This is a genomic window from Effusibacillus dendaii (genome assembly GCF_015097055.1).
Taxonomy (GTDB): Bacteria; Bacillota; Bacilli; order Tumebacillales; family Effusibacillaceae; genus Effusibacillus; species Effusibacillus dendaii.
Map to the genome: position 1 here is coordinate 1,322,107 of NZ_AP023366.1, position 23,538 is coordinate 1,345,644.

The window sequence follows — 23,538 nt, forward strand, 5'->3', positions numbered from 1 at the left end:
TGTTTCTTTGCCGGGCGATCCAATCGTATTAAGCAACAACATCAGCCAGCGTTTCGGCCAGATTGAATCGTTCATATTTGGGTGCCGACGGATTGGTCAAAAGCAGAAAATCGTTAACCAGCGATTCCACTTTTTCCACCTCTTGCAATAAAAGAGACCAGGAGTCCGATCGTACGACCTGATTCTTTTCGTATAGCTGCAGATACCCTTTAATTACAGTAAGCGGGTTTAATAATTCATGTGCCAAACCGGCAGACAGTTGTCCGACAACGGCAAACTTTTCGGATTGTCTTGTCCGTTCCTCCGCTTTCCGCTGAACGGTTACATCCTGCAGACAAAAGGTAATTCCCAACAGGGTGTTCTGTTCGTCAAACAGATGACTTTTTTTAACCAACCAGATTCGATCATTCCACGGTACATCCGATTCACCGATTGGCGAATTGCACAAGCACCTGATAAACTCCCTTGTTTCATCCGTTTCCAATACTTTATACGAACAGCCAACCAATTCATCACACTTGAACCGATCTTCGAGCAAAATAGCAAGTGTTTTCTCATTAATGGACAAGATTACACCGTTCGGATCAAGAACTACAATGCATTCTGAATATGATTTTATCAATTGGTGGTCCGTTTCCATCCATTTCTGGATATGTAAATTTTGCATGTGAGTCATCCTGCCGCCTCCTTGCCTGTCCCCTTTCTCATTCTACCAATTTCCGTTTCGCGGGAAAGTCTATTTTTTCCGATAAGGTTCGACATTTTCAGCACAAAAAACCTGGAAATAAAAGCCGAAAAAAAAGACCTGCGCAAACTTCCTGCGCAGGCCTCTCCTCGACTTACTTGCACAAATTACATATTGCGCGCGCCGTCAATATATTCTTTACCGATCACAGATTCATATTGTTTGTAAACCGGTTCCATCTTTTTCACGAATTCTTGACGTTGCGCATCCGTCATTTCAATAATCTGCAGCTTGCCAGACTTTCTAAGTTTGTTTTCAGAAGCCTTATCCTCATCCACAGAAAGCTGTCTTTCCAACTTGGTCGCTTCTGCCATCGATTCGTCAAACGCTTTCTTGATATCAGCCGGCAGCGCATCATACCATTGTTTGTTAGTCAATACCGCATAGTCGACGCGGCCATGGTTGGAAACCAACAGATACTTTTGAACTTCTTCGTATTTTTGTGTATCGATGTTATTCCATGTGTTCTCTTCGCCGTCTACCGTACCCTGTTGCAGAGCGTTATAGGTTTCACCAAATGCAATGGTAGCCCCAGCGGCGCCCAATGCTTTAAACTGGGCATCCAGCACTTTTCCTGCCTGCGTACGGAATTTCTGCCCCGCAAAATCTTCCGGTTTGGAAATCGGTTTGTTGGAAGTAAACTGTTTGAAACCGTTTTCCCACATGGCAAGACCTTTCAGGTTTTTGCTGTCCAGACTGGTGAGCAATTTCTTGCCAAGATCCCCATCCCAGAATTTCACAACCGAATCATGGTTTTTGAACAGGAACGGCATATCCGTAATTTGGAACGAAGGGTTAAAACCGACCAATTTTGTCATAGAAGGCGCGATCACCTGGACATTGCCAGCCTGCAGCGCTTCCAGCTCATCCTTGTCTCCGTACAACTGGGAAGACGGATACACTTCTACTTTCACACGACCGTCAGTCTTTTGCGCCATCAATTCAGCAAATTTAGTAGCCGCTTTCCCTTTCGGGGTGTCAGCCGTCACCACGTGTGAAAACTTGATCACCAACGGTTTCTCTTTTGTGTAGTTGGCGGAATTTGACGGGCTTGCATTATTGCTGCTGCTGCCACAACCTGTCACAACTGCCATGGAAGCAGTCAATGCCATACCCAAGAATACTTTTGTCCCTTTTTTCAAGACATAACCCTCCATTCGACTTGTCTAGTTAGTTTATCTAGCTCAGTTAATAATACAATAATATAATAATAGAAAACTTTTGGTCAATTCTTGCGTTTTGGTAAGTTTATACGATTTGCTCAATTGTTCCGCTGCAAAAACTCCGCTTGCCGGACAATCCGTTTCGCACGCTCCGCCACAGGATAATCGATCATTTTTCCGTCCAGTTGGATGGCGGCCGAACCTTCAAGCAAAGCCTCGTCAAATGCTGAGACGATTCGTTTTGCTTCTTCGATTTCTTCCTGTGTCGGCGTAAACACATCGTTTACAATGCCGATTTGGTCCGGATGGATCACCATTTTCCCCTGAAAGCCCAACTGCTTGGCCAATTTGGTATCCCGCAGCAATCCTTCCCGGTCTTTCATCTGCACAAAAACAGCGTCGATCGGCGGCTCAATTCCTGCCGCCCGGGAGACCACAACCAAATGGGAGCGCGCGTACAATATTTCGGTCCCCTCGTGTGTTAATTGCGCCTGGATGTCAAGCGTGAAATCAACAGAACCGAATGCAAGCCGTTTGACCCTCGGACTTGATGCAGCAATTTCAAACGCCTGGTAGAGTCCTAAAGCGCTTTCAATCAAAGGAACAATTTCAATGTCGCCCAATTGCCTGCCGCTTTTTGACTCAGCTTCCGCCAGCGCCTGATCGGCTGTCAGAATATCCTGTCTGCTGTTCGCCTTCGGGAGAACGATGCCGGCAAGTAAAACACCAGCCAGATCCGCTATATCGTCCGCAAAAAAACCGCTTGCCAGGTCATTAACTCTCACAAAACTGCATGCTGCGCGGCTGTTCCGTATCGTTTGACAAACCAATTGCCGAGCGTTTTGTTTCTCGCTCAGGGGAACTGCGTCCTCCAGATCAAAAATAATCACATCAGCCGTCAGATCGTCCACTTTCGCCAATCTTCTTTCACTGTTTCCCGGCACAAACATCCAGGAACGGAATAATGACATATCCTCACCCCCTTTCCGCAACTGATTTACCAGCTAGATCTCCCTGTACTTTTCTTTTCCTTCCATGTACAAATCGTTCCCATACATGTCGTTGATCACAACCGCAGGGAAGTTTTCAATCGTCAAGCGGCGGATCGCTTCCGGTCCCAAATCTTCATAGGCGACGATCTCCTGGCTTTTAATTGCCCTTGCCAGGAGCGCCCCCGATCCGCCAACAGCCGCAAAATAAACCGCCTTGTTTTTGACGATTGAATCTTTTACTTCCTGGTTGCGGTATCCCTTGCCGATCATCCCTTTTAATCCAAGGTCAAGCAACGTTGGCGCATACTTGTCCATCCGCCCGCTTGTCGTAGGTCCCGCCGACCCAATCACCTGGCCCGGTTTGGCAGGCGTCGGTCCGACATAGTAAATGGTCTGGCCCTGGATATCGATCGGCAGTTTTTCGCCTCGCTCCAAAAGTTCGATCATGCGCTTATGAGCGGCGTCCCTGGCAGTATAAACGGTGCCGCTGATCAAGACGCGGTCACCCGCCCGCAAAGTCGAAATGGTTTCTTCTGTCAACGGTGTTGTAATTTGTTTGGCTGACATGTTCTCCTCCTAAAGCACCGCTTCTTTGTGTCGGCTGGCATGGCAATTGATATTGACTGCAACTGGCAGCGATGCGATATGTGACGGATAAATCTCGATTTTTACATCGAGTGCGGTAGTCCGTCCACCCATTCCCTGCGGGCCGATTCCCAGTTTGTTGCTCAGTTCCATAATCTCTACTTCCAAAGCGGCAATTTCCGGCAGCGGGTTGCGATGACCAATGGGGCGAAACAGTGATTTTTTTGCCAGCAAAGCCGATTTTTCAAAAGTGCCGCCAATCCCGACCCCGACAATGATCGGCGGGCACGCGTTAGGTCCCGCTTGGCGAACCGTGTCAAGAATAAAATCTTTCACCCCCTGCAGTCCGTCGGACGGTTTCAGCATTTTCAGAGCGCTCATGTTTTCACTGCCGCCGCCTTTGGCTGTCATATGAAGAGTGAGTTTATCGCCGGGCACCAGTGCCAGGTGCACCACAGCCGGCGCATTATCGCCTGTGTTTACACGTTCCAGGGGATGGCCGACAATCGAATTGCGCAAATAACCTTCTCCGTATCCTTTTCGCACGCCGTCATGAATGGCGTCATAGAGGCTGCCGCCGACGATGTGGCAGTCCTGTCCCAGTTCGACAAAAAAAAACAACGTACCCGGTATCCTGACACATCGGCACCCGTTCCGCCGATGCAATTTCCGCATTTTCAATCAACTGCAAAAGAACGTCTTTGCCCGTTTCGGATACTTCCGTTTCGAGAGCACTCTTAAAAGCGTTGACCACATCTTCCCCCAGATCGTAATTGGCCCGTTGGCACATGTCAGCCACCGCGTCGACAATCTGTTGGTAATGAACCTCTCTCATGATCGTTCCCCCCTTGCCACTGAATTTGTTCCCCGCCTGGATTTGTTTCCCGCCTCATTGGTGAAAAAATGTGCCCAAAGCAGTAGCTACCAATTGGTCCTGATCGTTGACAATTTTGCATTCGGCAACGATTGTATTACGGCCCCAGTGGAGAATTTCTGATTTGCAGCGCAGCGCATCGCCCGTTCCCGGCCGGATGTAATTCATCTTCAACTCCAGCGTAGCCACCCGTCTCTCCGGTTCCAGACGTGACAAAATCAGATATCCCATCGAAACGTCAGCCAGCGTGTAGACCGCCCCGCCCTGCGCAACGCCAAAATAATTTTCGACATGCGGTCCCAGCCGCATTTTCGCCACTTGCTCAAGATCATCCCGGTCCGGCAGTTCAATATCGAGAAAATTTCCGTAAAAATGAAAATCTTTTGTCCGCGATTTACGGATGGCCCGGATGGTGTGCTGGACAAGATCGAGTTCCTGATCGTCCAACTCGGCCAGTTGTTCCGCCAAGGATTGTATTTTAGCGGCGTAAGATTCCTGCGTCATCTCATTCACTCCTTAGCGAGACCTGATGCATAGCGCCATGGCGAGACTTGTGCCCTTTGGGTGCTTAGCGCGACTCGGCAGTTTACTGCCGCAGCGCGGAGTTGTGCCCCTTGGGTACTTGCCCCCTTGCTGGGATCTGTACAACTAAGGCAACAAATTGCCAGGTTGTGCATCATTCCGTTTGGGTGCAGCGTAGTTCAGCAAAGGCCAAAACGAAAGTTCCTCGCCTTCGATCATCAAATTGCCGATCCACTCGTCCCGCTCACCGGGAAAATCAATCACTTGATGAGCGCCCCGGCTTTCTTTCCGTTCCAATGCGGAACGAGCTACCATTGCGGCTGCCCGCACCATATCCAAAAGCGGCAGATACGGCTCTGCTTCCGCCGCGAGTTGACCCAATTGAACAGACGCTTCCGCAAGACCGGCCGCAGAACGTTCGATACCGACTTGATTCCACATGATTTCCTGTACCTTCTTGCGAATGGCAGCTGTCGCTTGTTTGCCCTCCTCCGTGAAGAACAGAGGTGGTTTTCTATGGCGCAATTCCTGCTCGATTTTCGTCACAAAATCAGGCGTCTGCAGAACCGTTTCTTCCGCTGCCGCAAACCCGGCCCGCGCCCCAAACACCAACGATTCGGTCAAAGCCCCTCCGCCCAGGCGGTTGGCTCCGTGTACACCACCGGTACACTCACCGCAAGCGTATAAACCTTTTACACTGGTTTTGCCGTATTGATCGATCGAAATGCCGCCGATCGAATAATGTTCCACCGGCTGCACTTCCAGTTCCCCTGCGTACCCTTTTGCCAGCAATCCGTGCAATCGCGGACTGGTCGCTTTCAGATCCGAGTCACTGACTTGCGATATGTCGAGCAGCACTTTTCCCTGTTTGAACATTTGATAGCAGATCACATCACGCGTTTCCAGTTCCTTGCGGGGATAGCCGGCCATGAACCGTTCTCCCTGCAGATTTCGCATCATTGCACCATTAGAAAACAATTTCGTATAAAGATCGAGATTGACAGGTGAAACCAGGCGATAAGGGTAAAACTGAACAAACTCCATATCCTGCAGTCGCGCACCATGCCGCCAGGCCATGCCAATCGTTTCGCCCGAAACGTCGATCGGATTGTCGGACTGGGCATAAATCCGTCCCATACCGCCGCTGGCCAGAATCGTACTGCCTGCCACAAACACAATCCAATCCTCATTTGCCCAACCGAGCGCTCCGCAAATCCGGTCGCCGGAACCGGGCAACCGGTCAGGCCCAGTATCAGCCAATCCGTGCTCATTCAACAGATCCACAATCCAGGTTTTTTCATGGAACTGGATACCGATTTCCTGTGCGTACTCGCGCAGACGGCGGGTAATGTGAGCGCCGAGTCCCGCTTTGTGATAGCAGCGGCGCGGAAACGAATGACCGGGCGTAACCAGTTCCCGTTCAAACTCCAATTCAATGCCAAACTCGCTCAATTCCTGAACCCTCGCGGTACAATCCTCTGCAAGCGCGCGAGCCAATTCCGGCCTGTTAATCCGTTTGCCGCCTTTTAAAATATCCTGATAAAAAATATCGGGCGAATCTTCTGGCGAAAGAATGGCAGAGTGAATCGTATCAGAAATGGCGGAAGATCCGCTGGAACCGATCTGCCCTTTCGATACCATCACCACGTTCGCGCCTTTCCGACGCGCTTCAATGGCAGCCCGCAAGGCAGCTTCACCACCGCCGATGACTAACACATCTGTTGTTACGATTCGACCGTTCCCATTTGCAATCACTGAACCAACCACCTATTCGTTAAACGAGAGTGGCAGCTTTCCAGAAATCGGCTGCCGATTCTACTTTTTCGAGCGATAATACGGTTTCCACATATCGATTGATTTGTTCTTCCGAAAGCTCCGCCGCCAATTCCCGAAACTTGGCAACCAAATCATCTGCTGTCACCGGGTGTTCCGGATCGCCTTTCGGGTATTCGGTCGACAACTGGATACGTTTTCCGTCCTGTGTTTCGATTTCGACGACGGAACCCCATTTTTCCGGGTAGGCGTCATTCACCGCCGAATCGAGCGTCAGCTCGACTTTGGGAATCAGGGACCGAATCTCCGGATCCCAAAGCGATTCTTCCGTAAAATCGGGCAACCCGGCTTTCCCTTTCACAAGCGCCAATGAGACGCAGTACTGCAAACTGAATTTGGCCGCATAAACCGTCTGCGGATTCGGATTGTCGGTTATATTGATGACCGACTGGTATCCTCCGACATGAATTTTTCGTATATCGGAAGGCTGCAGGGAATGTTCCTTTTTGGCCCGGATGATCAGATCGACAGCCGGATGAGTGTGACGGCAGGACGCATGAATTTTGAAGGAATTCTCCGTAATTTTAAAACGTTCACCGAGCCCATTGGTGATTCTTGTTTCATCGTACGATTCTGACATCGCCTTGAAAAACCCGCGATCTCCTTCCAGAATCTTGGACGGTCCGGTAAAACCTTTTTGCGCCAAAAGGGAAGCCAGCAAACCGTTCATCGCTGCTTTTGCCGTGTGCAGCTGCTTGCTCATCGCCCCATCGACAATAAACTCCCACAGACCGGCCGCCTGGGTTCCTGCATTGCCAAGCGCATGCACAATCTGCTTTTCGTCAAGTTCCAGCAGTTTCGCCACGGCGGCTGCCGATCCAAACGTTCCGCAGGTGGCAGTATTGTGCCAGTAATAATAGTGAGAGGGGCTGACCGCTTCGCCAATTCGAAAACACACATCATATCCGACGGCGACCGCTGTAATAAGATCCTTGCCGCTTTTGCCCATCCATTCAGCTACTGCCAGGGCAGCCGGAACCACTACTGTCGCCGCGTGGATAATCGATCCTTTATGAATGTCATCCAATTCCACCACATGCGAGGCCGCCCCGTTTACCAACGCCGCGTTCGCTACGGATGTGCGGCCGCCTGTCACCAAAGTAGCCTGCTCGAAACCGCCCAATTCTTTTGCAAGTTGGTCTACCATCTGTACAGACGGTTTTACGGAACCTGCAATCGCCGAAGATAACCAGTCAAGGATGCACAATTTGGTAAACTCCACGACATCATGCGGCAAATCTTCATACTTTGTGTCGACAATAAATCGGGCCAGTTTTGCACTTAATGACATACTTTCCCCTCCCGAAATTTAAAATTTTTCGTAAATTCGCCACTCCTTGGATATAGGATATTGGATCCAAATTAAAAATACTATATTTTCTTATACGGTATAAACTTTATAATTCCTGCTCCCAATTCCAATCTGTTTCCCCATTTTGCTAAAAACCGGTCCTCAAGTGGCGGAATCTCTCTGCACCGAATCAAGATACTGTTTTAACGCATCTCCCGTTCTTAAAATATGCTCTTGTATGACCCGCTTCAGTCCTTCCAAATCACCCGTTTCAATCAGTTCCACCATTTTTCTATGTTCCTGCAGCGAACGTTCGATTTGGCGCGGCAAGATATTCGGGGTATGGGGTGGAAACCCGTGCCATAACATGTCAAGTATCATCTGGGTTCGCCGCCATCCGCATCCCTTTCGAAGCAATCTGTGAAAGTCATCATTCAGTTCTACAAAACGCTCAATATCGTCGTCTTCCACTGCGCGTTCCATATCAATAGTCAACTGTTTCAACATTTTCTTATCTTCTTCCGTCAAATTCGGCATGGAACGCTCAATTGCCAGCCATTCGAGAATGGCACGCAGCTGGTAGATTTCTTCAATATCTTCCGTTGTCACAGAAGTAACAACTGCGCCTTTGTGAGGTTCGAACATGATCAAGCCTTCTTTTTCCAATTGCCGCAATGCTTCCCGAATTGGCATGCGGCTTACCCCCATCGCTTCCGCCAATTCTTCCTGTACAAGCCGTTCTCCCGGCGCAAACTCACCTCGCATAATGGCCTGACGCAATCGGGAAACCACCCGCTGATGAAGTGTGGACTTATCGTCCAAACGTAGCTGAGAGCGGTTCGGATTTGTATCAGACATATTCAAAACTTGCTTACGGTTTCCGCTTTTCAAGTGAATGTGATTCTCCTTTCAACTTACCCACGCTGCTGATTAAAATTCTGCTTACCATTTAGTATAAGCAATTTCAAGTCAACAGCCAACGGGCAACATCCTCCCAGTATGGAAAGATGTTGCCCGTAAGGAGATTTCTACATTTTGCGTGCTGCGTCAATCATGTCTTTACCGATAGTATTTTCAAATTCCTTGTATACGGGTTCCATTTTTTGAATGAATTTTCCCCGTTCTTCCGGCGTCATTTGAACCATTTGCAATTTGCCGGATTTAACAATTCTGGTTTTCGACTCCTCGTCCAACTTTGCAGCCAGCTCGCGCTGATATTTTGTAGATTCCTGAATCGATTCATCAAATGCTTTTTTAATGTCAGCCGGAAGATTGTCATACCATTGCTTGTAGGTTTCCCCAAAAGCAATGGTGGCTGCCGCCGCACCCAGCGCTTTAAATTGGGCATCCAACACTTTTCCTGCCTGTGTACGGAACTTCTGTCCAGCAAAATCTTCCACTTTTGCGATCGGTTTACGGGAAGTAAATTGTTTGTAGCCAAGCTCCCATAACGCAAGACCTTTTAAATTCTTGCTTTCAAGTGAGTTAAACAGTTTTTTTCCGTACTCACCGTCCCAAAATTTGACGACTGCATCGTGCTCTTTAAACAGGAAAGGCAGATCGTTCACCTGAAACGCAGGATTGATGCCGACCATTTTCGCGGTGGAAGGGGCAATCAGCTGAACGTTTCCTGCCTGCAACGCTTCCAGTTCGTCTTTATCTCTGTAAAGCTGAGAGGACGGATAGACTTCCACTTTCACTCGTCCCCCCGTTTTTTGCGCCATTAGCGCGGCAAACCGTTTGGATGCCTTTCCTTTTGGGCTATCTTCCGTAACCACATGTGAAAATTTGATAATCATCGGATTGTCTTTCGTATAAGAAGTCGGATTTTGCGCGGCAGGCTGGCCCCCGCATGCAGTAAGTGCCGCAACAGAGAGAGTTAGCGCAAACGCAAAAACTGTTTGTAATCCTTTTTTCATGTACACCGCCCCTTGGGAAAAATATAAAAAGTTAAGCCAGTTAAAATATTGCGTTAATTTCAGACAGATAAGCGCTGTTCCTATCCACCTCCTTCCGGCTTTGCAGTTGCTATTTAAACAGATTCGGTTTTAACGGACCCGGTTGTTGTTCCTGCCGGACGATCACTTTTTCCAAAGCATCCAGCGCCCGTTTTTGCTTCTGCCTCCATCTGTTTACGACGCTTGCGTAATCCTTTGCCTTCAATCCTGCCACAATATCCTTATATTCCCGCAAAGAGTGCTGCAAGCTGTTTGGAAAAGACAAAGACATGTAGCGAAAAGGGGCCAGCCGTTTCATAAGGCTCTCATATAAATCGAGCATGACCGCATTGTGAGCCGCCTCAAAAAATTTCATGTGAAGTTTTTCCATGGCATCAAAATATTTTTTGACTTTCCCATCCGGAATCGCTGCTTCCATTTGTTCCAACCAGACATCAAACTGGCCAATGATTTCCGTTTCAGCCGCATCGATGATTTTTTTGAAAACAATTTCCTCCAGATGGTATACCAGTGGGTGTTCCGCAGGCAAATGATACGCTTGTGGAAAATCCACCTTCTGTTCCCGTTGGATGAAGTAAAATCGGCAAGCCCATTTCCTCTGCCGCCTCATAGATCGGATGATAGTACCGGTTTCCCAACGAAATATTGATGAGCGGCAAAAATACTGCGACGACTCTTTTTTCATGCCCGATCCGCCGAATTTCTTTCGCCGCTTCAAGCGGATCGTGAACAGCGACCACCATCGCCAGACAGTAACGCGGATCGACAGACAGCCATTTGTCTATGAAATAGTCATTAAACGCGCGGGCCAGTGCAATCGCTTCATTCGGATTCGGGAGCGATACCAGCTTCCCGGCCTGAATGGATGACAATACCGCATATTCGATATTGTAGCGCTCGAGCAGATCTGTCTTGGCAAATACCGGATCAGAACCGCCAACTCCGCCACCCGGCGGCTTCGCATCTCTCCGTATGGAAGTAGCCCCTGCAAGCGGAGGCCGTAAAGGGTGGTCAGGCAACCGTAGTCGGCCATCAAAATGCTGTTGCCACGATACGCTCAAATATGGCAGCAATCCTTCAATATCTCCGTTGATCCAAGGGTGCACGTCAGCGTCAATAATCCTTCTTGTTTCCGCTTCGTTCATATGCCTTTCCTCCCAGAAAACTAGATTCCAGCAGGACAGAGCTGCTCCTGTCCTCTGCTGCGACTCAATCCGTATTGGAGTTGAGTTCGATTCCCGCCCACTTTTCGACAAATTTAACAATCGCGGTATGGTCCCAACGGCCCCCGCCCTGCCCGACAGCAAATCCCCAGAAATGCCGAACATTGCTGCCAAGAAATGTCGGAACCTCAACAGAGTCCGCAATTTCCATGGCAATTCCAAGATCTTTGTACATCAGATCAATGGTAAAACCGACATCAAAATTCCGATCCAAAATCTTCGGGAATTTGTGTAGGCTGGAAAAACTGCTGCCGCTGCTGCTGTTGATCGCTTCCAACATTTTGTTCGGGTCGACCCCGAATTTCACACCGGCAACCATTGCCTCAGAAGTCGCCAGAAGAGTGGTTGCAGTCAGCAAATTATTTAATGCCTTGACTGTGTGACCGCTGCCGAGCTCCCCGACATGTATCAACTTCTGTCCGAGTACCTGAAGAATTGGGGTAACGGCCGCCACATCCTCCTGTCGGCCGCCCAGCAGGATTGACAGTGTTCCCTCGCGTGCACCTTTCACACCACCGCTGACAGGAGCATCGACCATGCATACACCTTTTGCCGCAAGTGACGACCCTATTTTTTTTGTAGAGATCGGAGAGGAACTGCTCATATCCATAACGATGGAGCCTTCCTGAACACAATGAATCAAGCCGGATTCACCTATGATAGCGCTTTCAACCGCTGCCGCATTTGGCAGCATCGTAATGATGATATTGCATTCTTCACCAATTTCTTTAGAACTTCGAGATAATTCCGCACCAAGTTTGGCAAACGGATCCATGTTGTCAGGATTTACATCAAACACCTTAAGGTGGTATCCCGCCTGAATTAAGTTGGCTGCCATCGGGTTTCCCATGTTGCCTAAACCAATAAAGCCGATTTTCACTTGTCTCCCCCCTTTGATGCGAATTTAAAAATTGGTTTGGGTGAAAATTCTTTACAATTGCGATAGACTGGTGCATATATCGGTTTATTCCCAGATCCTATGCGTATCGTGTTACCCCAAAATTCTTTTGAAAAGAGGTTGTTGCAGATGAATAAAGAAAGATTTGAAAAAGGAATGGAAGTCAGACGGGCTGTGGTCGGTTCGGAATATGTAGATCGTGCCATCCAGAATACGGATGATTTCAACAGCCCGTTGCAGGAGTTGGTCACCGAATATTGCTGGGGAGAAGTCTGGACAAGACCCGGCTTATCAAGGAATATCCGGAGTTTAATCAACCTCGCCATGTTAACCGCTTTAAATCGGCCCCACGAATTAAAAGTCCATATACGCGGCGCATTAAACAATGGGTGTACAAAAGAGGAAATCCGGGAAGTATTGCTGCAGGCCACAATTTATTGCGGGGTTCCGGCAGGAGTTGAAAGTTTCCGAATCGCCCAGGAGGTTTTTAAAGAGGAGCAGCAGAATTAACGGCTGCCGGTTCACATCAGTCCATTTCATGATGCAAATGGATGAGGCAGGGGTGACTCCCCTGCTTCTTCTTTTGTGCAATCCATTCTTGTTTTAACAAGAAAAAAAGCCGCCCCCTCCTGGCTGCTTGCCAGGAGAAGAGCGACCTGTTACGTAGTACGAATATGAAACAGCGAACTGACCCGTCCTCTTTTACTGTGCCGTGTGTTCCGGCAGCCAGAGCGACAGTTCCGGCCAGACGATGATAATCACCAAGACGATAATCATCAAGATAATAAACGGTAAAATGCCTTTCACAACTTCTTCCAGTTTTTCTTTGGCAACACCACTGACCACAAACAAATTGAGTCCGACCGGCGGCGTGATCATTCCCAATTCCATGTTGACGGTCATAATGATCGCAAAATGAATCAAATCGATATGCAGCATTTTTAAGATCGGCAAGAAAATCGGCAACGTAATCAAAGTGATGGATGTCGGTTCCAGGAACATCCCCATGATAAAGAACAAAATGTTAGCGGCAATTTGGAACGTCCACTGGTTTACATCGCTTGCCATAATCCATTTTGCAACATCCTGCGGCACCTGAGCGTTTGTCAGATAGAGGCCAAACACAGTTGCACCGGCAATAATCATAAAAATCATCGAGCTGGTATTGATCGATTCACGCAAAATTTGTCTTACATCAGACCATTTGATTTGACGGTAAATGAATACGGCGACAAGCAGAGAATATACGGCAGAAACGACTGCTGCTTCTGTCGGTGTGGCGACTCCCAGATAGATAGTTCCTAAGATAAGAATCGGCAGGAATGCGGCAGGTATGGCTTTAAAACTCAAAATCCACCGTTCTCTCCAACCGAGTTTCGGCAACCGCCCGAAGTTTTTGATCCTTGCGTATACAATCGCGGCTACAATCAGCACTGCCGTCAGGAACAAACCAGGCAGAATCCCGGCCATAAACAGTTTTCCGATCGACTCTTCCGATACGGTACCGTATACGATCAACGGAATCGACGGTGGAATCAGGATTCCGAGTGTTCCGGAAGCGGCCACCAGTCCCATTGAATATCTTTTGCTGTATCCCGCTTCCACCATCCCTGGGATCATAATGGCTCCAATCGCAGCAGCCGTTGCCGGAGAAGAACCGGAAATAGCGGCGAATACGGCACACGCCAGAATCGTCACGACAGACAGACCGCCGGAAAAATGGCCGACCCACGCACGCAGCGCATCAATCAGCGATTTGGATATGCCGCCGCGCGCCATCAAAACACCGGCAACCACAAAGCCCGGTACCGCCATCAACGTGGAAACATCGAGCGCGGCAAACATTTTTTGCGGCAAAACATTTAAATTGAAATGGCTGTCAAGCAGCGCAATCGCTGACGAGAATGTCAACGCAATGAAAATCGGTACCCGCACAAGGAGGAGCAGCAGGAAAATAAGAAACACAAGCCATGCCATACTATTTCAGCTCCCCTCTCAAATTGATAATCAGATTCTCCAGAAAACGGATGCCGAGCATAATCCCGCTTAACGGAATCACCAGATACACAATCCACAAATAAACACCGGTGTCGGTCGATTGCTGTTGCGTCAGCATATACAGATTCAACAGCTTCGAACCGAAGAATATAAAACATACACAGAAAAGAACACCCAACAGGTTTGAGAAAATATTGAAAATTCTCTTTACGGAATCAGGCACCCGATCGTACAAAATATCCACCTGAATATGATGTCCTTCCCTGAGTGCTACGGCAGCACCGGTCAGTGTACCCCAAACGACCAAATAGCCGGAAATTTCGTCAACCCATGATTTCGGGTCATTCATAAAGTAACGCATGACCACTCCGTAGAAAATAAGTGCCAATCCAACCGCGAGCAGAGTACCCGACAAGTAATCTTCGAACACAGCGTACCCTTTTTTAAGCTTTTCCAATTGAGTCCCTCCTGTTCCCTATTTATATATGAAACTCTTAAAATACATTGTCCCAACCAACGGAAAAGCGCCACCGTGGCACAAGATGTCCACCGGAAAGTTATGATACCATTTTTTTGTTAATTGAGACAACTTAAAATAGTAAGCGCTTTCAAGTTAAAAATACTAAATTTGGATCCAATTGAAAAGGTTCTGACCATTTAGTTCATTTTATTCTTTTTGGTCTTACTTTATTTTCTCTTTGAATCTAATGCAGAATTTATGAGAATATAGAGGGGATGATTGGATTGGAGTGGTTAAACCAAGATGAGAATCGCCAACAAAATCGGATTCGTTTTCGCGGCTGTTTTGCTGGGATTGCTGCCTGCCTGCGCGCCGCGGGTGATCGATCACGAACAGGTCAGTAAAAACGAGAAGATCGTGATTCGCTTCTCACATGTGGTGGGAGAAGATACGCCTAAGGGACAGGCCGCCAGAATGTTTGCGAAATTGATGAAAGAGCGGACAAACGGCAAAGTGGAGGTTCAGGTGTTTTCAAACAGCTCTCTTTACAAAGATTCGGAAGAAACGGACGCGTTGCAGCAAAACCGCATTCAGATTATCGCACCGGCAACCCCAAAGTTAAGCAGTCTGGTGCCGGAATTGGCAGCATTCGACCTACCCTATCTTTATTCCGATTTGGACCGCTACCATCAAGTGCTGGACGGACCTGTCGGTCAACAGATCGCCGCTTCTCTCTATCAGCAGAACATGGTCGAACTGGCTTACTGGGATGGTGGAATGAAACAGTTTACCAACAGCGTCCGCCCGATTCGGACACCCGAGGATTTGGCCGGAATGACCATGCGAATCATGCCCAGCGCTGTACTTGATCAGCAATTCAAACTGCTGCAGGTCACACCCGTCGAAATCAATTTTAACGATCTATATTCGGCACTTACCAAAAAACAGGTGGATGGTCAGGAAAACTCGATCTCAAACATATACAGCAAACGTTTCTTTCAAGTCCAAAAATACCTGACCTTAAGCGATCATGGATTGCTTGGCTACGTGGTTGTGATGAACCGCGACTTCTGGAACTCCCTGGATCCCGAAACCAGACGAACGATCTCTCTGGTGATGCAGGAAGTAACCGACTGGGAGCGGCAACAAGCGGTTCAGTTTGAGCAAAACAATTTGAAAGCCATGTCCAACTGCCAATGTATCGAGATTGACCGTCTCAGCCAGGCGGAAAAAGATCGCTGGAAAGAATTTTACCAGCCGCTTTATCAAACGATGGAGCAAAAGTTGGGGACGCATTTTTTCCGGCAATTGAATCCGCAGCCTTAACTTGCAACCTTAACCTTTGAAAAACCGGAGAAACCAGCAAAATGGCAAACAGACGATTCAAACTTACAGTGCGGACAAGAACAGCATTGATCGTGTCGGTGGTGGTCTTTCTGTCCGTCATCTGCGCAAATCTGATTCTCATTAACAAAATGACCGATACTTATCAACGCGAATTGGGCAAACGAGTGATGGCAATTGCGCAAACACTCGCACAATCCCCCAGTTTGCGGGAAGGTTTGCAAACGGCTAATGGCTGGCAGGAAATCCAGCCAATTGCGGAACGGGTTCGATTGGCAACCGATGTGGAGTATGTTGTCGTATTTGATATGAACAAAACCAGGTACTCAGACCCTCTGGAAGATCGCATCGGCACCCCGTTTGAAGATGGTGACGAAGGCCCTGCCCTTACCGAGCAATCTTATATTTCGGAAGCGCACGGTGTGAAAGGGGATGCCATCCGGTCGTTTGTTCCCGTCATGGACGAAGACGGATCCAAACAACTTGGCGTTGTGGTGGTGGGGATCCTGGTTCCCTCCTTTCTGGAAGTGCTGCTGAATTATCATACCGACCTGTACTTTTCTCTCCTGCTGGGAACTGTATTGGCCATTATCGGGGCCGTTTGGGTAGCCAATCGGATCAAGCGGCAAATGTTTAACATGGAACCGGATGATATTGCGCATTTATTTGAAGAAAGAGAAGCGGTCATCGAGTCGATCGCCGAGGGGATCATCGCCATCGACAGTGAGGAACGGATCACTGTGTTCAATCAACAGGCGGCCAAAATGATGCGCGTTTCAAAAGATGTAATTGGCAAACCGATTCAGGAAGTGATTCAAGACAGTCGGCTGCCGGAAGTCCTTCACCATGGTGTTCCGCAATACCACCAACTGAGGGAAATTCAGGACAGTGTGCTGCTCGTAAACCGGTTTCCGATTCAGGTGAACGGCAAGACGACCGGCGCCATGTCCATGCTGCAGGATCGTACAGAAGTCTATCAACTGGCACAGGAACTGACCGGTGTCCAGAAATTCATTGACGCGCTGCGTGCGCAAAATCATGAATACCTGAACAAACTGCACACGATTCTCGGTTTGATTCAAATGCAGCGCTATGACGAAGTGATCGACCGGATTGTAAGCTTTAACCAGGAAAAAGAAGCGGAAACCTATTTTCTGACGGAACGGATCAAAGATTTCAGCGTTTCCGGCTTGATTATGGGAAAAATCAGTCACGCGAAAGAACAGGGTGTTGATCTGCTGCTCGACAAGCGGTCTTCGCTGACCACTATACCTGCCAATCTTGAAAAATCGGATTTGCTGATGCTGTTGGGAAATTTATTGGAGAATGCGATCTATGCGGCAGCCAAATCCACGCGTCCGCATAAACAGGTGGAGCTGTTCCTGGAAGGGAACGAAGATGGGCTGGAAATTCAAGTGTCTGACAACGGGATCGGGATAGAAGCGGATATCCAGCCGAAAATTTTTGATTACGGTTTCAGTACGAAAGGTTCGGGCGGCCAAGGAATCGGGTTGTATCTGGTAAAGCAGTTGATCGATTTCTTGGGCGGCGATATTCAGCTGGAATCCCGCCCCGGTGAAGGAACCCGCTTTGTGGTGGTGCTTCCCGGACCTGATTGGGAAATGGAGGAAAAACAAACATGAAACCGATTCGACTTGTGATTGTGGAAGATGACCCGATGGTTATGGAAGTCAATTCGGAATTTGTTTCCCGCATTGACGGATTTGAGCTTGCAGGAAAAGCATGTAACGGCTCCGATGCTCTGCAACTGATTACAAACATACAACCGGATCTCGTCTTGCTTGATTATTTTCTGCCTGATACGGACGGCTTTTCTCTGCTTAAGGAAATCAGACAGCAGGAACTTTCGCTCGACGTCATCTTTCTGACAGCCAACCGTTCGGCCGAGCATGTACAGCAAATTCTTCGATTGGGAGCGGTCGATTATATTTTCAAACCGTTTCGCTTTGAACGGTTTCGAACCGCGCTCGAACAATACCGAACCCTTGTTGAAAAACTGAACAGCACAGAGCAGTTGGAACAGAGCGACCTGGATCTTTTGATCGGGATGCGGAGAGACAGTAAGAATACGCCTCCAAAAATCCTGCCGAAAGGATTAAACGACCACACTCTGCAGCAGATCATTCAGTTCTTGCAGACTCAAACGGAATTTCTTTCGGCTGAAGATGTAGCCGCAGGCACCGGACTGGCAAGAGTGACGGTACGCCGTTATCTGGAATATCTGCAGACAAAAGGGCGTGTTCAACTTGATATTCAATATGGCTCGATTGGCCGGCCCGTAAATCTTTATAAAATGCAAACATCCTCGTTAAATAAACAAACGTTTGAGTAACAAAAAAACCCCTTAGAGCAGCACAGGAAGCCATCGTTGCGGCGTGAGCTGCTTTAAGGGGTGTTTGATTATAAATCATCGATTGGAAAGGCTTTAGGAAGCTTTCACCTGAGGCTCGCTGCGGCCTGAGAGCAGACGATTTTGCTCAATCATCTTGCTTTCGTCAAACTCTTTTTCCATTTTGGATACTACCACAGTTGCCACACCGTTACCGACCAGGTTTACCAATGCGCGCGCTTCCGACATGAACCGATCAACGCCTAACAAGAGCGCCAGGCCTTCCACCGGTACCACATGCGTAGCGGCAAGCGTGGCGGCCAGTGTTACAAATCCGCCTCCCGTTACAGCAGCGGCGCCTTTTGAAGTGAGCATAAGAATGGCAATAACCGTCAACATTTGTCCAATACTGAGATGGACGTTATACACTTGCGCAATAAAGACCACGGCTGCCGACAAATAAATCGCGGTGCCGTCCAGATTAAACGAATATCCGGTTGGCAGCACCATTCCTACTACAGGCTTCGAACAGCCGTATTTTTCCATCTTATCCATCATGCGAGGCAATACCGATTCCGATGAGGAAGTCCCCAGAACGATCAACAGTTCATCCTTGATGTAGCGGATAAATTTAAAAATGCTGAAACCATACAGTTTCGCGATCGATCCGAGCACGACCACAACGAACAGAATCATCGTGGCATATACGCAAATCATCAATTTGCCCAATGGGATTAAGGACGCGATGCCAAACTTCCCGATCGTGAAGGAAATCGCCGCAAAAGCGCCAATCGGAGAAACCTTCATCACATAACCGACCACTTTAAACAACACATCGGAAATTTTTTCGAAAACGATGAGCAGCGGTTTCCCTTTTTCCCCGAGCGCCGATAAGCCCGCGCCAAAAAAGACAGAGAAAAACAGAATTTGCAGCAGATCCCCTTTTGCAAACGCATCTACCACATTGTTTGGCACTACATGCAGGAAAAATTGCAGCCAATCGGTTTGCGCCGCCGCTTTCGTGTAGGTGTCGATATTCCCTTTCGCCAGCGATGCCAGATTCAGACCGGCCCCCGGTTTCAGAATGTGAACTACGAATAGCCCGATGGCCAACGCGATCGTCGATACAATCTCAAAATAGAGGATCGCTTTGCCGCCTACTCGGCCTACCTTTTTCATGTCCCCCATATTGGCAATCCCGACAACAATCGTAACAAACACAATCGGACCGATCACCATTTTGATCATATTAATAAACGTGTCGCCGATCGGTTGCATCTGAGTGCCGACTTTCGGCCAGAGAAATCCGACTGCAATACCCAGCACCAAACCGATCAATACTTGAACGGTAAGGGACAGGCGCTTTTTCTTCATGTTGTAACCCCCTTGTTGTATTCGCTTTCATCGAAAATGCTCACCAAGTTAGTAAAACAGATTTAACAGGACAGTTAAATATTTTGTATTTAAAGTTCTTTTAGTTCTTTTTAATCTCGGAAATCGGACCTTTTCGGAACAGAAAAAAGGACCCGGTAGATCGGGTCCTGAGTACGTAAAGAAATCAGTAAGTTGAAAATCGGATCGTGTGGATCTGCCCCGGCTCCTGCTTGTTTTCCAACTGTGCCAAGGCAGCCTTCACAACAGCCGTTTGCGTTTCTTTGTCGAACGGTTTGCCAAGCGAATGGCCAAATTCAAAGCCTTCCGGATGGATCGCACGCGGCGGCCGCATCAGTCCTGACTGTTCCGTATCAAGCGTAACCAGTACGGTTGGAATGCCCTGCGATTCAATAGCCCGTTGTACCGTGACCACGGTACGGTGGCAGAGCGGTCAACCAGCGGTCAGAATAACAGCGTCCGCTTTCGAACGGGTCACTTCTTTCGCAATCGCCGGAGCCGTCTCCGTGTTTATCTGGTTAAGCCGCATCGAATAGCCCATCATGGAAATATGTTTTTCCGCGACTCCCTGGATAAATCCTTCCGCCGCCAACTCACGCAAGCGATCGATCGGAAAGATGCAGTTGATGTCTTTTTTGGGTTCGTCCGTGTTGTAGTGCTCTTTCGGAGCCCCGTGTGTGACGGTAAAATCTTCCGCTTTCACGTCGCCCGGAATCACACGGTAGGAGATGTCTCCCTCCGTGTTAAAAGGCTCCTGATCTTTCAGGTGAGCTCCTGCTGTCGACACGATCATGATGGTCATGTCCTTTAGCGCAAGCGTGTTAGGCGTATAGGGAATCGCTTTGCGCGACATTTCCATTGGTTGATTCCCCCTTCTTATGTATTAAAAAAGGCTTCTACCGAAGCATATTCAAGAAGAAACAGCGTCTAATAGAGGAAGCCTTTTTCTACAGCCGAAAGTATAAAAATGGTGATGGAATATCACATTTTTATACTTTCTAAGCTGTTAAAAGAGCATATGCGAGGCACATGCTCTTCTTTGTTCTTCTGTTTTACAGTTTGCGCAGAATCTCAAACAATTCTTCATTATCCGGTTGCTCACCGATCGGATGTACATCGATAAACCGAACAACACCTTGTTTGTCAATGATGAACAGCGCACGCTCAGTCGCACCGTAAGCCGGAGCATTCGGATCTTCACGCAATACGCCAAATTTATTCGCTACTTCCCCATGCGGGTAGAAATCGGAGCACAGCGGATAGCTGATACCGCCGATCGATTTTTGCCAAGCCTCATGGCTCGGAATACTGTCAACCGAAATACCCAAAACTTGGGTATCATACTCTTCGAACTTAGACAGATCGTCTTCGTACGAAGGCATCTGAGCACCTCAGACAGGCGTCCAATCGAGGGGATAGAACGCGATGAATACGTTTTTCTTGCCGAGATAATCAGACAGTGTAACGGTCCGGTTACCATGTGCCTTCAACGTAAAATCCGGAGCTTTGTCACCGACTTTTAGCGTCTTGGTTTGTGTAGCACCTTTTGGCATTGAAATCCCTCCTCCAATGTTTTTATGTAGGGTTTTGATCCTACAGTTATTTTATACCAAGTTTCCGAAAAGCTCAACGTGGAGAAACTATTTTTTTGTTATAATTCAAAAGTGGAAAACTGGAAAACGTCGCAGGCAGACAAACTGGACAAAGTCGAACTTTTAAGCCATGATAAGTTGAAGAATAATACAATTTTTCAAAAATGGAGGATTATACGAGCATGGAATCGGCAGCCGGAGACATCATACATAGCATTTTTTGGTTACTGGTCATCGTTTTTATCTTTGGCATGTTTGCCGGCAAATTCGCCCATTACTTGCGGGTGCCGGATGTGGCAATCTTTATTTTGGCAGGCATCCTGGCCGGACCCGTCCTTCACCTGATCGATTTGCCCGCTTCGTCTGCGGTCAATCAATTCATTATGATCCTGGGAGCCTGTTTGATTTTGTTTGACGGCGGACGCAGCATCAGTTTTCAAATTTTGCGTCAGGTGTGGCCCACCATTCTGCTGCTTTCTGTACCCGGTGTCATAATCACGGCGTTTATCACCGCGTTCGCGGCTATTTATTTGTTGCATCTGCCCATGATTTATGCCTTACTGTTAGCTTCCATTATCGCTTCGACCGACCCCGCCACCCTTATCCCTGTCTTTCGGCAGATCAGGATTGACGAACGGGTCAAACAAACGGTGGAAAGCGAAAGCGCATTTAATGACGCAACCGGATCGATTCTCACATTCACAGTGCTCGGACTTGCTCTGGGAACCACTACCTTTTCCCTGTCGGGCACCATTCTTGAATTTGTCAGCATGTCATTAGGCGGTGTAGGGATTGGTTTAGTAATGGGATGGATTACAGCTGTTCTCATGTCTGAGAAAAAATTCGGGTTGTTTCGCGATTATCCGGCAGTTGCCTACACGACTGCCGCTGTCGCTTCTTATGTAATTGCCGATCAACTGCATTTTTCCGGATTTATGGCTACCTTTATTGCGGGAGTGATACTCGGCAATCATCATTCATTCCGTTTGCCGGTCAGTGATGTGAAATTGGAAGCTGTGGGGCATTTTTACGAAGGAATTACCCTGATGATGCGAATGCTGATTTTTGTATTGCTGGGGACGCAAGTCAACTTCGCCAGCCTAACCTCCTTCCTGCTGCCCGGTTTGGCCGTTGTCGCCGTGTTTATGCTGATCGCCCGCCCGATCACGGTATTGTCCAGTACGCTGCCGGACCGGAAGGCAAAGTGGAAATGGAACGAAATCGCTTTTATGTTCTGGGTGAGGGAAACCGGAGTGATCCCGGCTGCACTGTTAGGCATCATATCCGGAACCGGAATTGCCCACATGGATGTGATCGCTTCCGTCACCTTCCTGACGATTTTGATCACTGTAGTCCTGCAAGCAAGCACAACCGGTTGGGTGGCAAAGAAACTCGGGGTTACCGTCCCCCCTTCAGCCGAATCCGACCGGTCTTGACCACAATTGTTTCCCATTCAAGAAAAATGGTCCTTCCAATCGGAGGGACCTGATTTATTCATCCATAATTTCCAAATGGGCAGGCAATGTAACCAGCCCCAATTCCTGAGCCACATGAAACTGGGCAATTCCGCGCCGCAACAGATAGCTGCCGTTCTCCATCTTGCGAATGTGAACCGGCTCTATGACAACCCCTTTTTCGATCTTGTGCTTTAGTTCCTTAATTTTTTCCTCGCTGATGTAATAATTTTCAAACACCGCAGGCAACGAAATCTCATGCAGCGGAACCTCAACAATTGGCAAACTGTTTTTCTGAAGCGAGGGTTCCGTGTCTGGCTGCTCCGTTGTCCGAATTCGCTGCTCCAAAAAACTGATCCGCTCTTTTAACTGTTGAATTTCTTGTTGCAACTTGACGATCTGACTCTGCCACTCCTCTGGCAAGGTTGCGGCTTCCCTGGCGCCGTGTGCGGCCACCCGGCGATATTCCGGTCGCGCGGCCTGCAGTAAATGTTCATGAAAAATCATATAGGGGCTGCCCCGCCTGCCACCCCCTTCGGCATGCAGTTTTCCGTCCAGAATATCCTTCCGAATGACCTGTGCGGATAACCCTGTCCGCAACGCCAATTCGTTGACCGTGAAACGGACGGGTTCCACATTTCCATTTTCGGTTTCCAGATTTGACAGTTTTTTCCGTGCCAATTGCTGGTACTGAATCCGGTCCGTACGTTCCAGATCGGAAATTCGTATGCGAGTCGGATTGCCGCGCCCCCTGCTTCCCATGGTGGCAATTGGAATCTTTCCCGCTTTGATATCCAACCGGATGGTGGCCGTTGATACCCCCGACAACTTGGCCAATTCGTGGATGGTTACGAACTCCAAAGC

26 protein-coding genes are annotated in these 23,538 nt (G+C 48.3%); 5 read left to right on the forward strand and 21 right to left on the reverse strand.

Going from position 1 to position 23,538, the window contains the following annotated elements; all coding sequences use genetic code 11:
* Positions 1-28 precede the first annotated feature (28 nt).
* The 14 genes from skT53_RS07025 to skT53_RS07085 all read right to left on the reverse strand — a co-directional run bounded on the left by skT53_RS07025 (position 29) and on the right by skT53_RS07085 (position 12,066).
* Positions 29-676, reverse strand: a complete 648-nt coding sequence (locus skT53_RS07025; RefSeq protein ID WP_200760397.1) for a histidine kinase dimerization/phospho-acceptor domain-containing protein — start codon at positions 674-676, stop codon at positions 29-31.
* A gap of 176 nt (positions 677-852) precedes the next feature.
* Positions 853-1,887: a DctP family TRAP transporter solute-binding subunit gene (locus skT53_RS07030; protein WP_226375363.1), complete on the reverse strand. Its 1,035-nt coding sequence runs from the start codon at positions 1,885-1,887 to the stop codon at positions 853-855.
* Between the two features lie 119 nt (positions 1,888-2,006).
* A complete protein-coding gene (locus tag skT53_RS07035; RefSeq protein ID WP_200760398.1) occupies positions 2,007-2,879 on the reverse strand; it encodes an HpcH/HpaI aldolase/citrate lyase family protein in 873 nt (290 codons plus the stop codon).
* Positions 2,880-2,912: 33 nt separating this feature from the next.
* Complete coding sequence (locus skT53_RS07040) at positions 2,913-3,467, reverse strand: Fe-S-containing hydro-lyase (RefSeq protein WP_200760399.1); 555 nt, start codon at positions 3,465-3,467, stop codon at positions 2,913-2,915.
* A gap of 9 nt (positions 3,468-3,476) precedes the next feature.
* Complete coding sequence (locus tag skT53_RS07045; RefSeq protein WP_318978600.1) at positions 3,477-4,106, reverse strand: fumarate hydratase; 630 nt, start codon at positions 4,104-4,106, stop codon at positions 3,477-3,479.
* Positions 4,048-4,320 carry a fumarate hydratase gene (locus skT53_RS18990; RefSeq protein WP_318978601.1) on the reverse strand — a complete coding sequence of 91 codons (273 nt, stop codon included), beginning with the start codon at positions 4,318-4,320 and terminating at the stop codon, positions 4,048-4,050. The genes skT53_RS07045 and skT53_RS18990 overlap by 59 nt, the downstream gene beginning before the upstream one ends.
* Positions 4,321-4,374: 54 nt before the next feature.
* Positions 4,375-4,863, reverse strand: coding sequence for a PaaI family thioesterase (locus tag skT53_RS07050; protein ID WP_200760400.1), 489 nt, complete (start codon positions 4,861-4,863; stop codon positions 4,375-4,377).
* Positions 4,864-5,007: 144 nt separating this feature from the next.
* On the reverse strand, positions 5,008-6,636 hold the full coding sequence (locus skT53_RS07055) for an FAD-dependent oxidoreductase (RefSeq protein WP_200760401.1): 1,629 nt from the start codon (positions 6,634-6,636) through the stop codon (positions 5,008-5,010).
* 19 nt (positions 6,637-6,655) lie between these two features.
* The gene (locus tag skT53_RS07060) at positions 6,656-8,005 is read right to left on the reverse strand and encodes an MmgE/PrpD family protein (protein ID WP_200760402.1); all 1,350 of its coding nucleotides are present in this window, start codon (positions 8,003-8,005) and stop codon (positions 6,656-6,658) included.
* Positions 8,006-8,167: 162 nt separating this feature from the next.
* Positions 8,168-8,896, reverse strand: coding sequence for a GntR family transcriptional regulator (locus skT53_RS07065; RefSeq protein ID WP_226375364.1), 729 nt, complete (start codon positions 8,894-8,896; stop codon positions 8,168-8,170).
* 137 nt (positions 8,897-9,033) lie between these two features.
* Positions 9,034-9,924 (reverse strand): DctP family TRAP transporter solute-binding subunit, encoded by an 891-nt coding sequence (locus tag skT53_RS07070; RefSeq protein ID WP_200760403.1) that lies wholly within the window; start codon positions 9,922-9,924, stop codon positions 9,034-9,036.
* Between the two features lie 109 nt (positions 9,925-10,033).
* The gene (locus skT53_RS07075) at positions 10,034-10,516 is read right to left on the reverse strand and encodes an FCD domain-containing protein (RefSeq protein ID WP_200760404.1); all 483 of its coding nucleotides are present in this window, start codon (positions 10,514-10,516) and stop codon (positions 10,034-10,036) included.
* Positions 10,422-11,108, reverse strand: a complete 687-nt coding sequence (locus skT53_RS07080) for an amidohydrolase family protein (RefSeq protein ID WP_200760405.1) — start codon at positions 11,106-11,108, stop codon at positions 10,422-10,424. Before skT53_RS07080 ends, skT53_RS07075 begins: the two co-directional genes overlap by 95 nt.
* 64 nt (positions 11,109-11,172) lie before the next feature.
* A complete protein-coding gene (locus skT53_RS07085) occupies positions 11,173-12,066 on the reverse strand; it encodes an NAD(P)-dependent oxidoreductase (RefSeq protein ID WP_200760406.1) in 894 nt (297 codons plus the stop codon).
* A 147-nt stretch (positions 12,067-12,213) separates the two neighbouring features.
* Here skT53_RS07085 and pcaC point away from each other — a divergent pair, with 147 nt between their 5' ends.
* Positions 12,214-12,594, forward strand: coding sequence for a 4-carboxymuconolactone decarboxylase (pcaC, locus tag skT53_RS07090; protein WP_200760407.1), 381 nt, complete (start codon positions 12,214-12,216; stop codon positions 12,592-12,594).
* Positions 12,595-12,786: 192 nt separating this feature from the next.
* Here the strand turns inward: pcaC and skT53_RS07095 are convergent, their stop codons facing one another.
* Both skT53_RS07095 and skT53_RS07100 read right to left on the reverse strand, forming a co-directional pair.
* On the reverse strand, positions 12,787-14,061 hold the full coding sequence (locus skT53_RS07095; RefSeq protein WP_200760408.1) for a TRAP transporter large permease: 1,275 nt from the start codon (positions 14,059-14,061) through the stop codon (positions 12,787-12,789).
* A gap of 1 nt (position 14,062) precedes the next feature.
* Positions 14,063-14,539 carry a TRAP transporter small permease gene (locus skT53_RS07100; protein WP_200760409.1) on the reverse strand — a complete coding sequence of 159 codons (477 nt, stop codon included), beginning with the start codon at positions 14,537-14,539 and terminating at the stop codon, positions 14,063-14,065.
* Between the two features lie 306 nt (positions 14,540-14,845).
* Here skT53_RS07100 and skT53_RS07105 point away from each other — a divergent pair, with 306 nt between their 5' ends.
* From skT53_RS07105 to skT53_RS07115, 3 genes are read left to right on the forward strand one after another with little or no spacing between them, the layout of a single operon-like run.
* Positions 14,846-15,868, forward strand: a complete 1,023-nt coding sequence (locus skT53_RS07105) for a DctP family TRAP transporter solute-binding subunit (RefSeq protein ID WP_200760410.1) — start codon at positions 14,846-14,848, stop codon at positions 15,866-15,868.
* A gap of 41 nt (positions 15,869-15,909) precedes the next feature.
* Positions 15,910-17,529, forward strand: a complete 1,620-nt coding sequence (locus tag skT53_RS07110) for an ATP-binding protein (RefSeq protein ID WP_200760411.1) — start codon at positions 15,910-15,912, stop codon at positions 17,527-17,529.
* Positions 17,526-18,239, forward strand: coding sequence for a response regulator (locus tag skT53_RS07115; RefSeq protein WP_200760412.1), 714 nt, complete (start codon positions 17,526-17,528; stop codon positions 18,237-18,239). Before skT53_RS07110 ends, skT53_RS07115 begins: the two co-directional genes overlap by 4 nt.
* Before the next feature lie 93 nt (positions 18,240-18,332).
* Here the strand turns inward: skT53_RS07115 and skT53_RS07120 are convergent, their stop codons facing one another.
* The 4 genes from skT53_RS07120 to skT53_RS07135 all read right to left on the reverse strand — a co-directional run bounded on the left by skT53_RS07120 (position 18,333) and on the right by skT53_RS07135 (position 21,181).
* Positions 18,333-19,610 carry a dicarboxylate/amino acid:cation symporter gene (locus skT53_RS07120; RefSeq protein WP_200760413.1) on the reverse strand — a complete coding sequence of 426 codons (1,278 nt, stop codon included), beginning with the start codon at positions 19,608-19,610 and terminating at the stop codon, positions 18,333-18,335.
* 184 nt (positions 19,611-19,794) lie between these two features.
* Positions 19,795-20,043 carry a hypothetical protein gene (locus skT53_RS07125; RefSeq protein WP_200761062.1) on the reverse strand — a complete coding sequence of 83 codons (249 nt, stop codon included), beginning with the start codon at positions 20,041-20,043 and terminating at the stop codon, positions 19,795-19,797.
* An 18-nt stretch (positions 20,044-20,061) separates the two neighbouring features.
* Entirely contained in the window at positions 20,062-20,487 is a 426-nt protein-coding gene (locus skT53_RS07130) for a glycine/sarcosine/betaine reductase selenoprotein B family protein (protein WP_200760414.1), read from the reverse strand.
* A 193-nt stretch (positions 20,488-20,680) separates the two neighbouring features.
* On the reverse strand, positions 20,681-21,181 hold the full coding sequence (locus tag skT53_RS07135) for a peroxiredoxin (protein WP_226375365.1): 501 nt from the start codon (positions 21,179-21,181) through the stop codon (positions 20,681-20,683).
* Between the two features lie 221 nt (positions 21,182-21,402).
* Here skT53_RS07135 and skT53_RS07145 point away from each other — a divergent pair, with 221 nt between their 5' ends.
* On the forward strand, positions 21,403-22,656 hold the full coding sequence (locus skT53_RS07145; RefSeq protein WP_200760417.1) for a cation:proton antiporter: 1,254 nt from the start codon (positions 21,403-21,405) through the stop codon (positions 22,654-22,656).
* 54 nt (positions 22,657-22,710) lie between these two features.
* Here skT53_RS07145 and skT53_RS07150 read toward each other — a convergent pair whose 3' ends face one another.
* Complete coding sequence (locus tag skT53_RS07150) at positions 22,711-23,535, reverse strand: ParB N-terminal domain-containing protein (protein ID WP_200760418.1); 825 nt, start codon at positions 23,533-23,535, stop codon at positions 22,711-22,713.
* Positions 23,536-23,538 lie beyond the last annotated feature (3 nt).

Excerpts from the sequence above, each read along its gene's own strand:
- skT53_RS07025 (WP_200760397.1), bottom strand. The coding sequence starts at position 676 with ATGACTCACATGCAAAATTTACATATCCAGAAATGGATGGAAACGGAC.
- skT53_RS07035 (WP_200760398.1), bottom strand. The coding sequence starts at position 2,879 with ATGTCATTATTCCGTTCCTGGATGTTTGTGCCGGGAAACAGTGAAAGA.
- skT53_RS07040 (WP_200760399.1), bottom strand. The coding sequence starts at position 3,467 with ATGTCAGCCAAACAAATTACAACACCGTTGACAGAAGAAACCATTTCG.
- skT53_RS18990 (WP_318978601.1), bottom strand. The coding sequence starts at position 4,320 with ATGAGAGAGGTTCATTACCAACAGATTGTCGACGCGGTGGCTGACATG.
- skT53_RS07050 (WP_200760400.1), bottom strand. The coding sequence starts at position 4,863 with ATGACGCAGGAATCTTACGCCGCTAAAATACAATCCTTGGCGGAACAA.
- skT53_RS07060 (WP_200760402.1), bottom strand. The coding sequence starts at position 8,005 with ATGTCATTAAGTGCAAAACTGGCCCGATTTATTGTCGACACAAAGTAT.
- skT53_RS07070 (WP_200760403.1), bottom strand. The coding sequence starts at position 9,924 with ATGAAAAAAGGATTACAAACAGTTTTTGCGTTTGCGCTAACTCTCTCT.
- skT53_RS07080 (WP_200760405.1), bottom strand. The coding sequence starts at position 11,108 with ATGAACGAAGCGGAAACAAGAAGGATTATTGACGCTGACGTGCACCCT.
- pcaC (WP_200760407.1), top strand. The coding sequence starts at position 12,214 with ATGAATAAAGAAAGATTTGAAAAAGGAATGGAAGTCAGACGGGCTGTG.
- skT53_RS07095 (WP_200760408.1), bottom strand. The coding sequence starts at position 14,061 with ATGGCATGGCTTGTGTTTCTTATTTTCCTGCTGCTCCTCCTTGTGCGG.
- skT53_RS07105 (WP_200760410.1), top strand. The coding sequence starts at position 14,846 with ATGAGAATCGCCAACAAAATCGGATTCGTTTTCGCGGCTGTTTTGCTG.
- skT53_RS07110 (WP_200760411.1), top strand. The coding sequence starts at position 15,910 with ATGGCAAACAGACGATTCAAACTTACAGTGCGGACAAGAACAGCATTG.
- skT53_RS07115 (WP_200760412.1), top strand. The coding sequence starts at position 17,526 with ATGAAACCGATTCGACTTGTGATTGTGGAAGATGACCCGATGGTTATG.
- skT53_RS07120 (WP_200760413.1), bottom strand. The coding sequence starts at position 19,610 with ATGAAGAAAAAGCGCCTGTCCCTTACCGTTCAAGTATTGATCGGTTTG.
- skT53_RS07130 (WP_200760414.1), bottom strand. The coding sequence starts at position 20,487 with ATGGAAATGTCGCGCAAAGCGATTCCCTATACGCCTAACACGCTTGCG.
- skT53_RS07145 (WP_200760417.1), top strand. The coding sequence starts at position 21,403 with ATGGAATCGGCAGCCGGAGACATCATACATAGCATTTTTTGGTTACTG.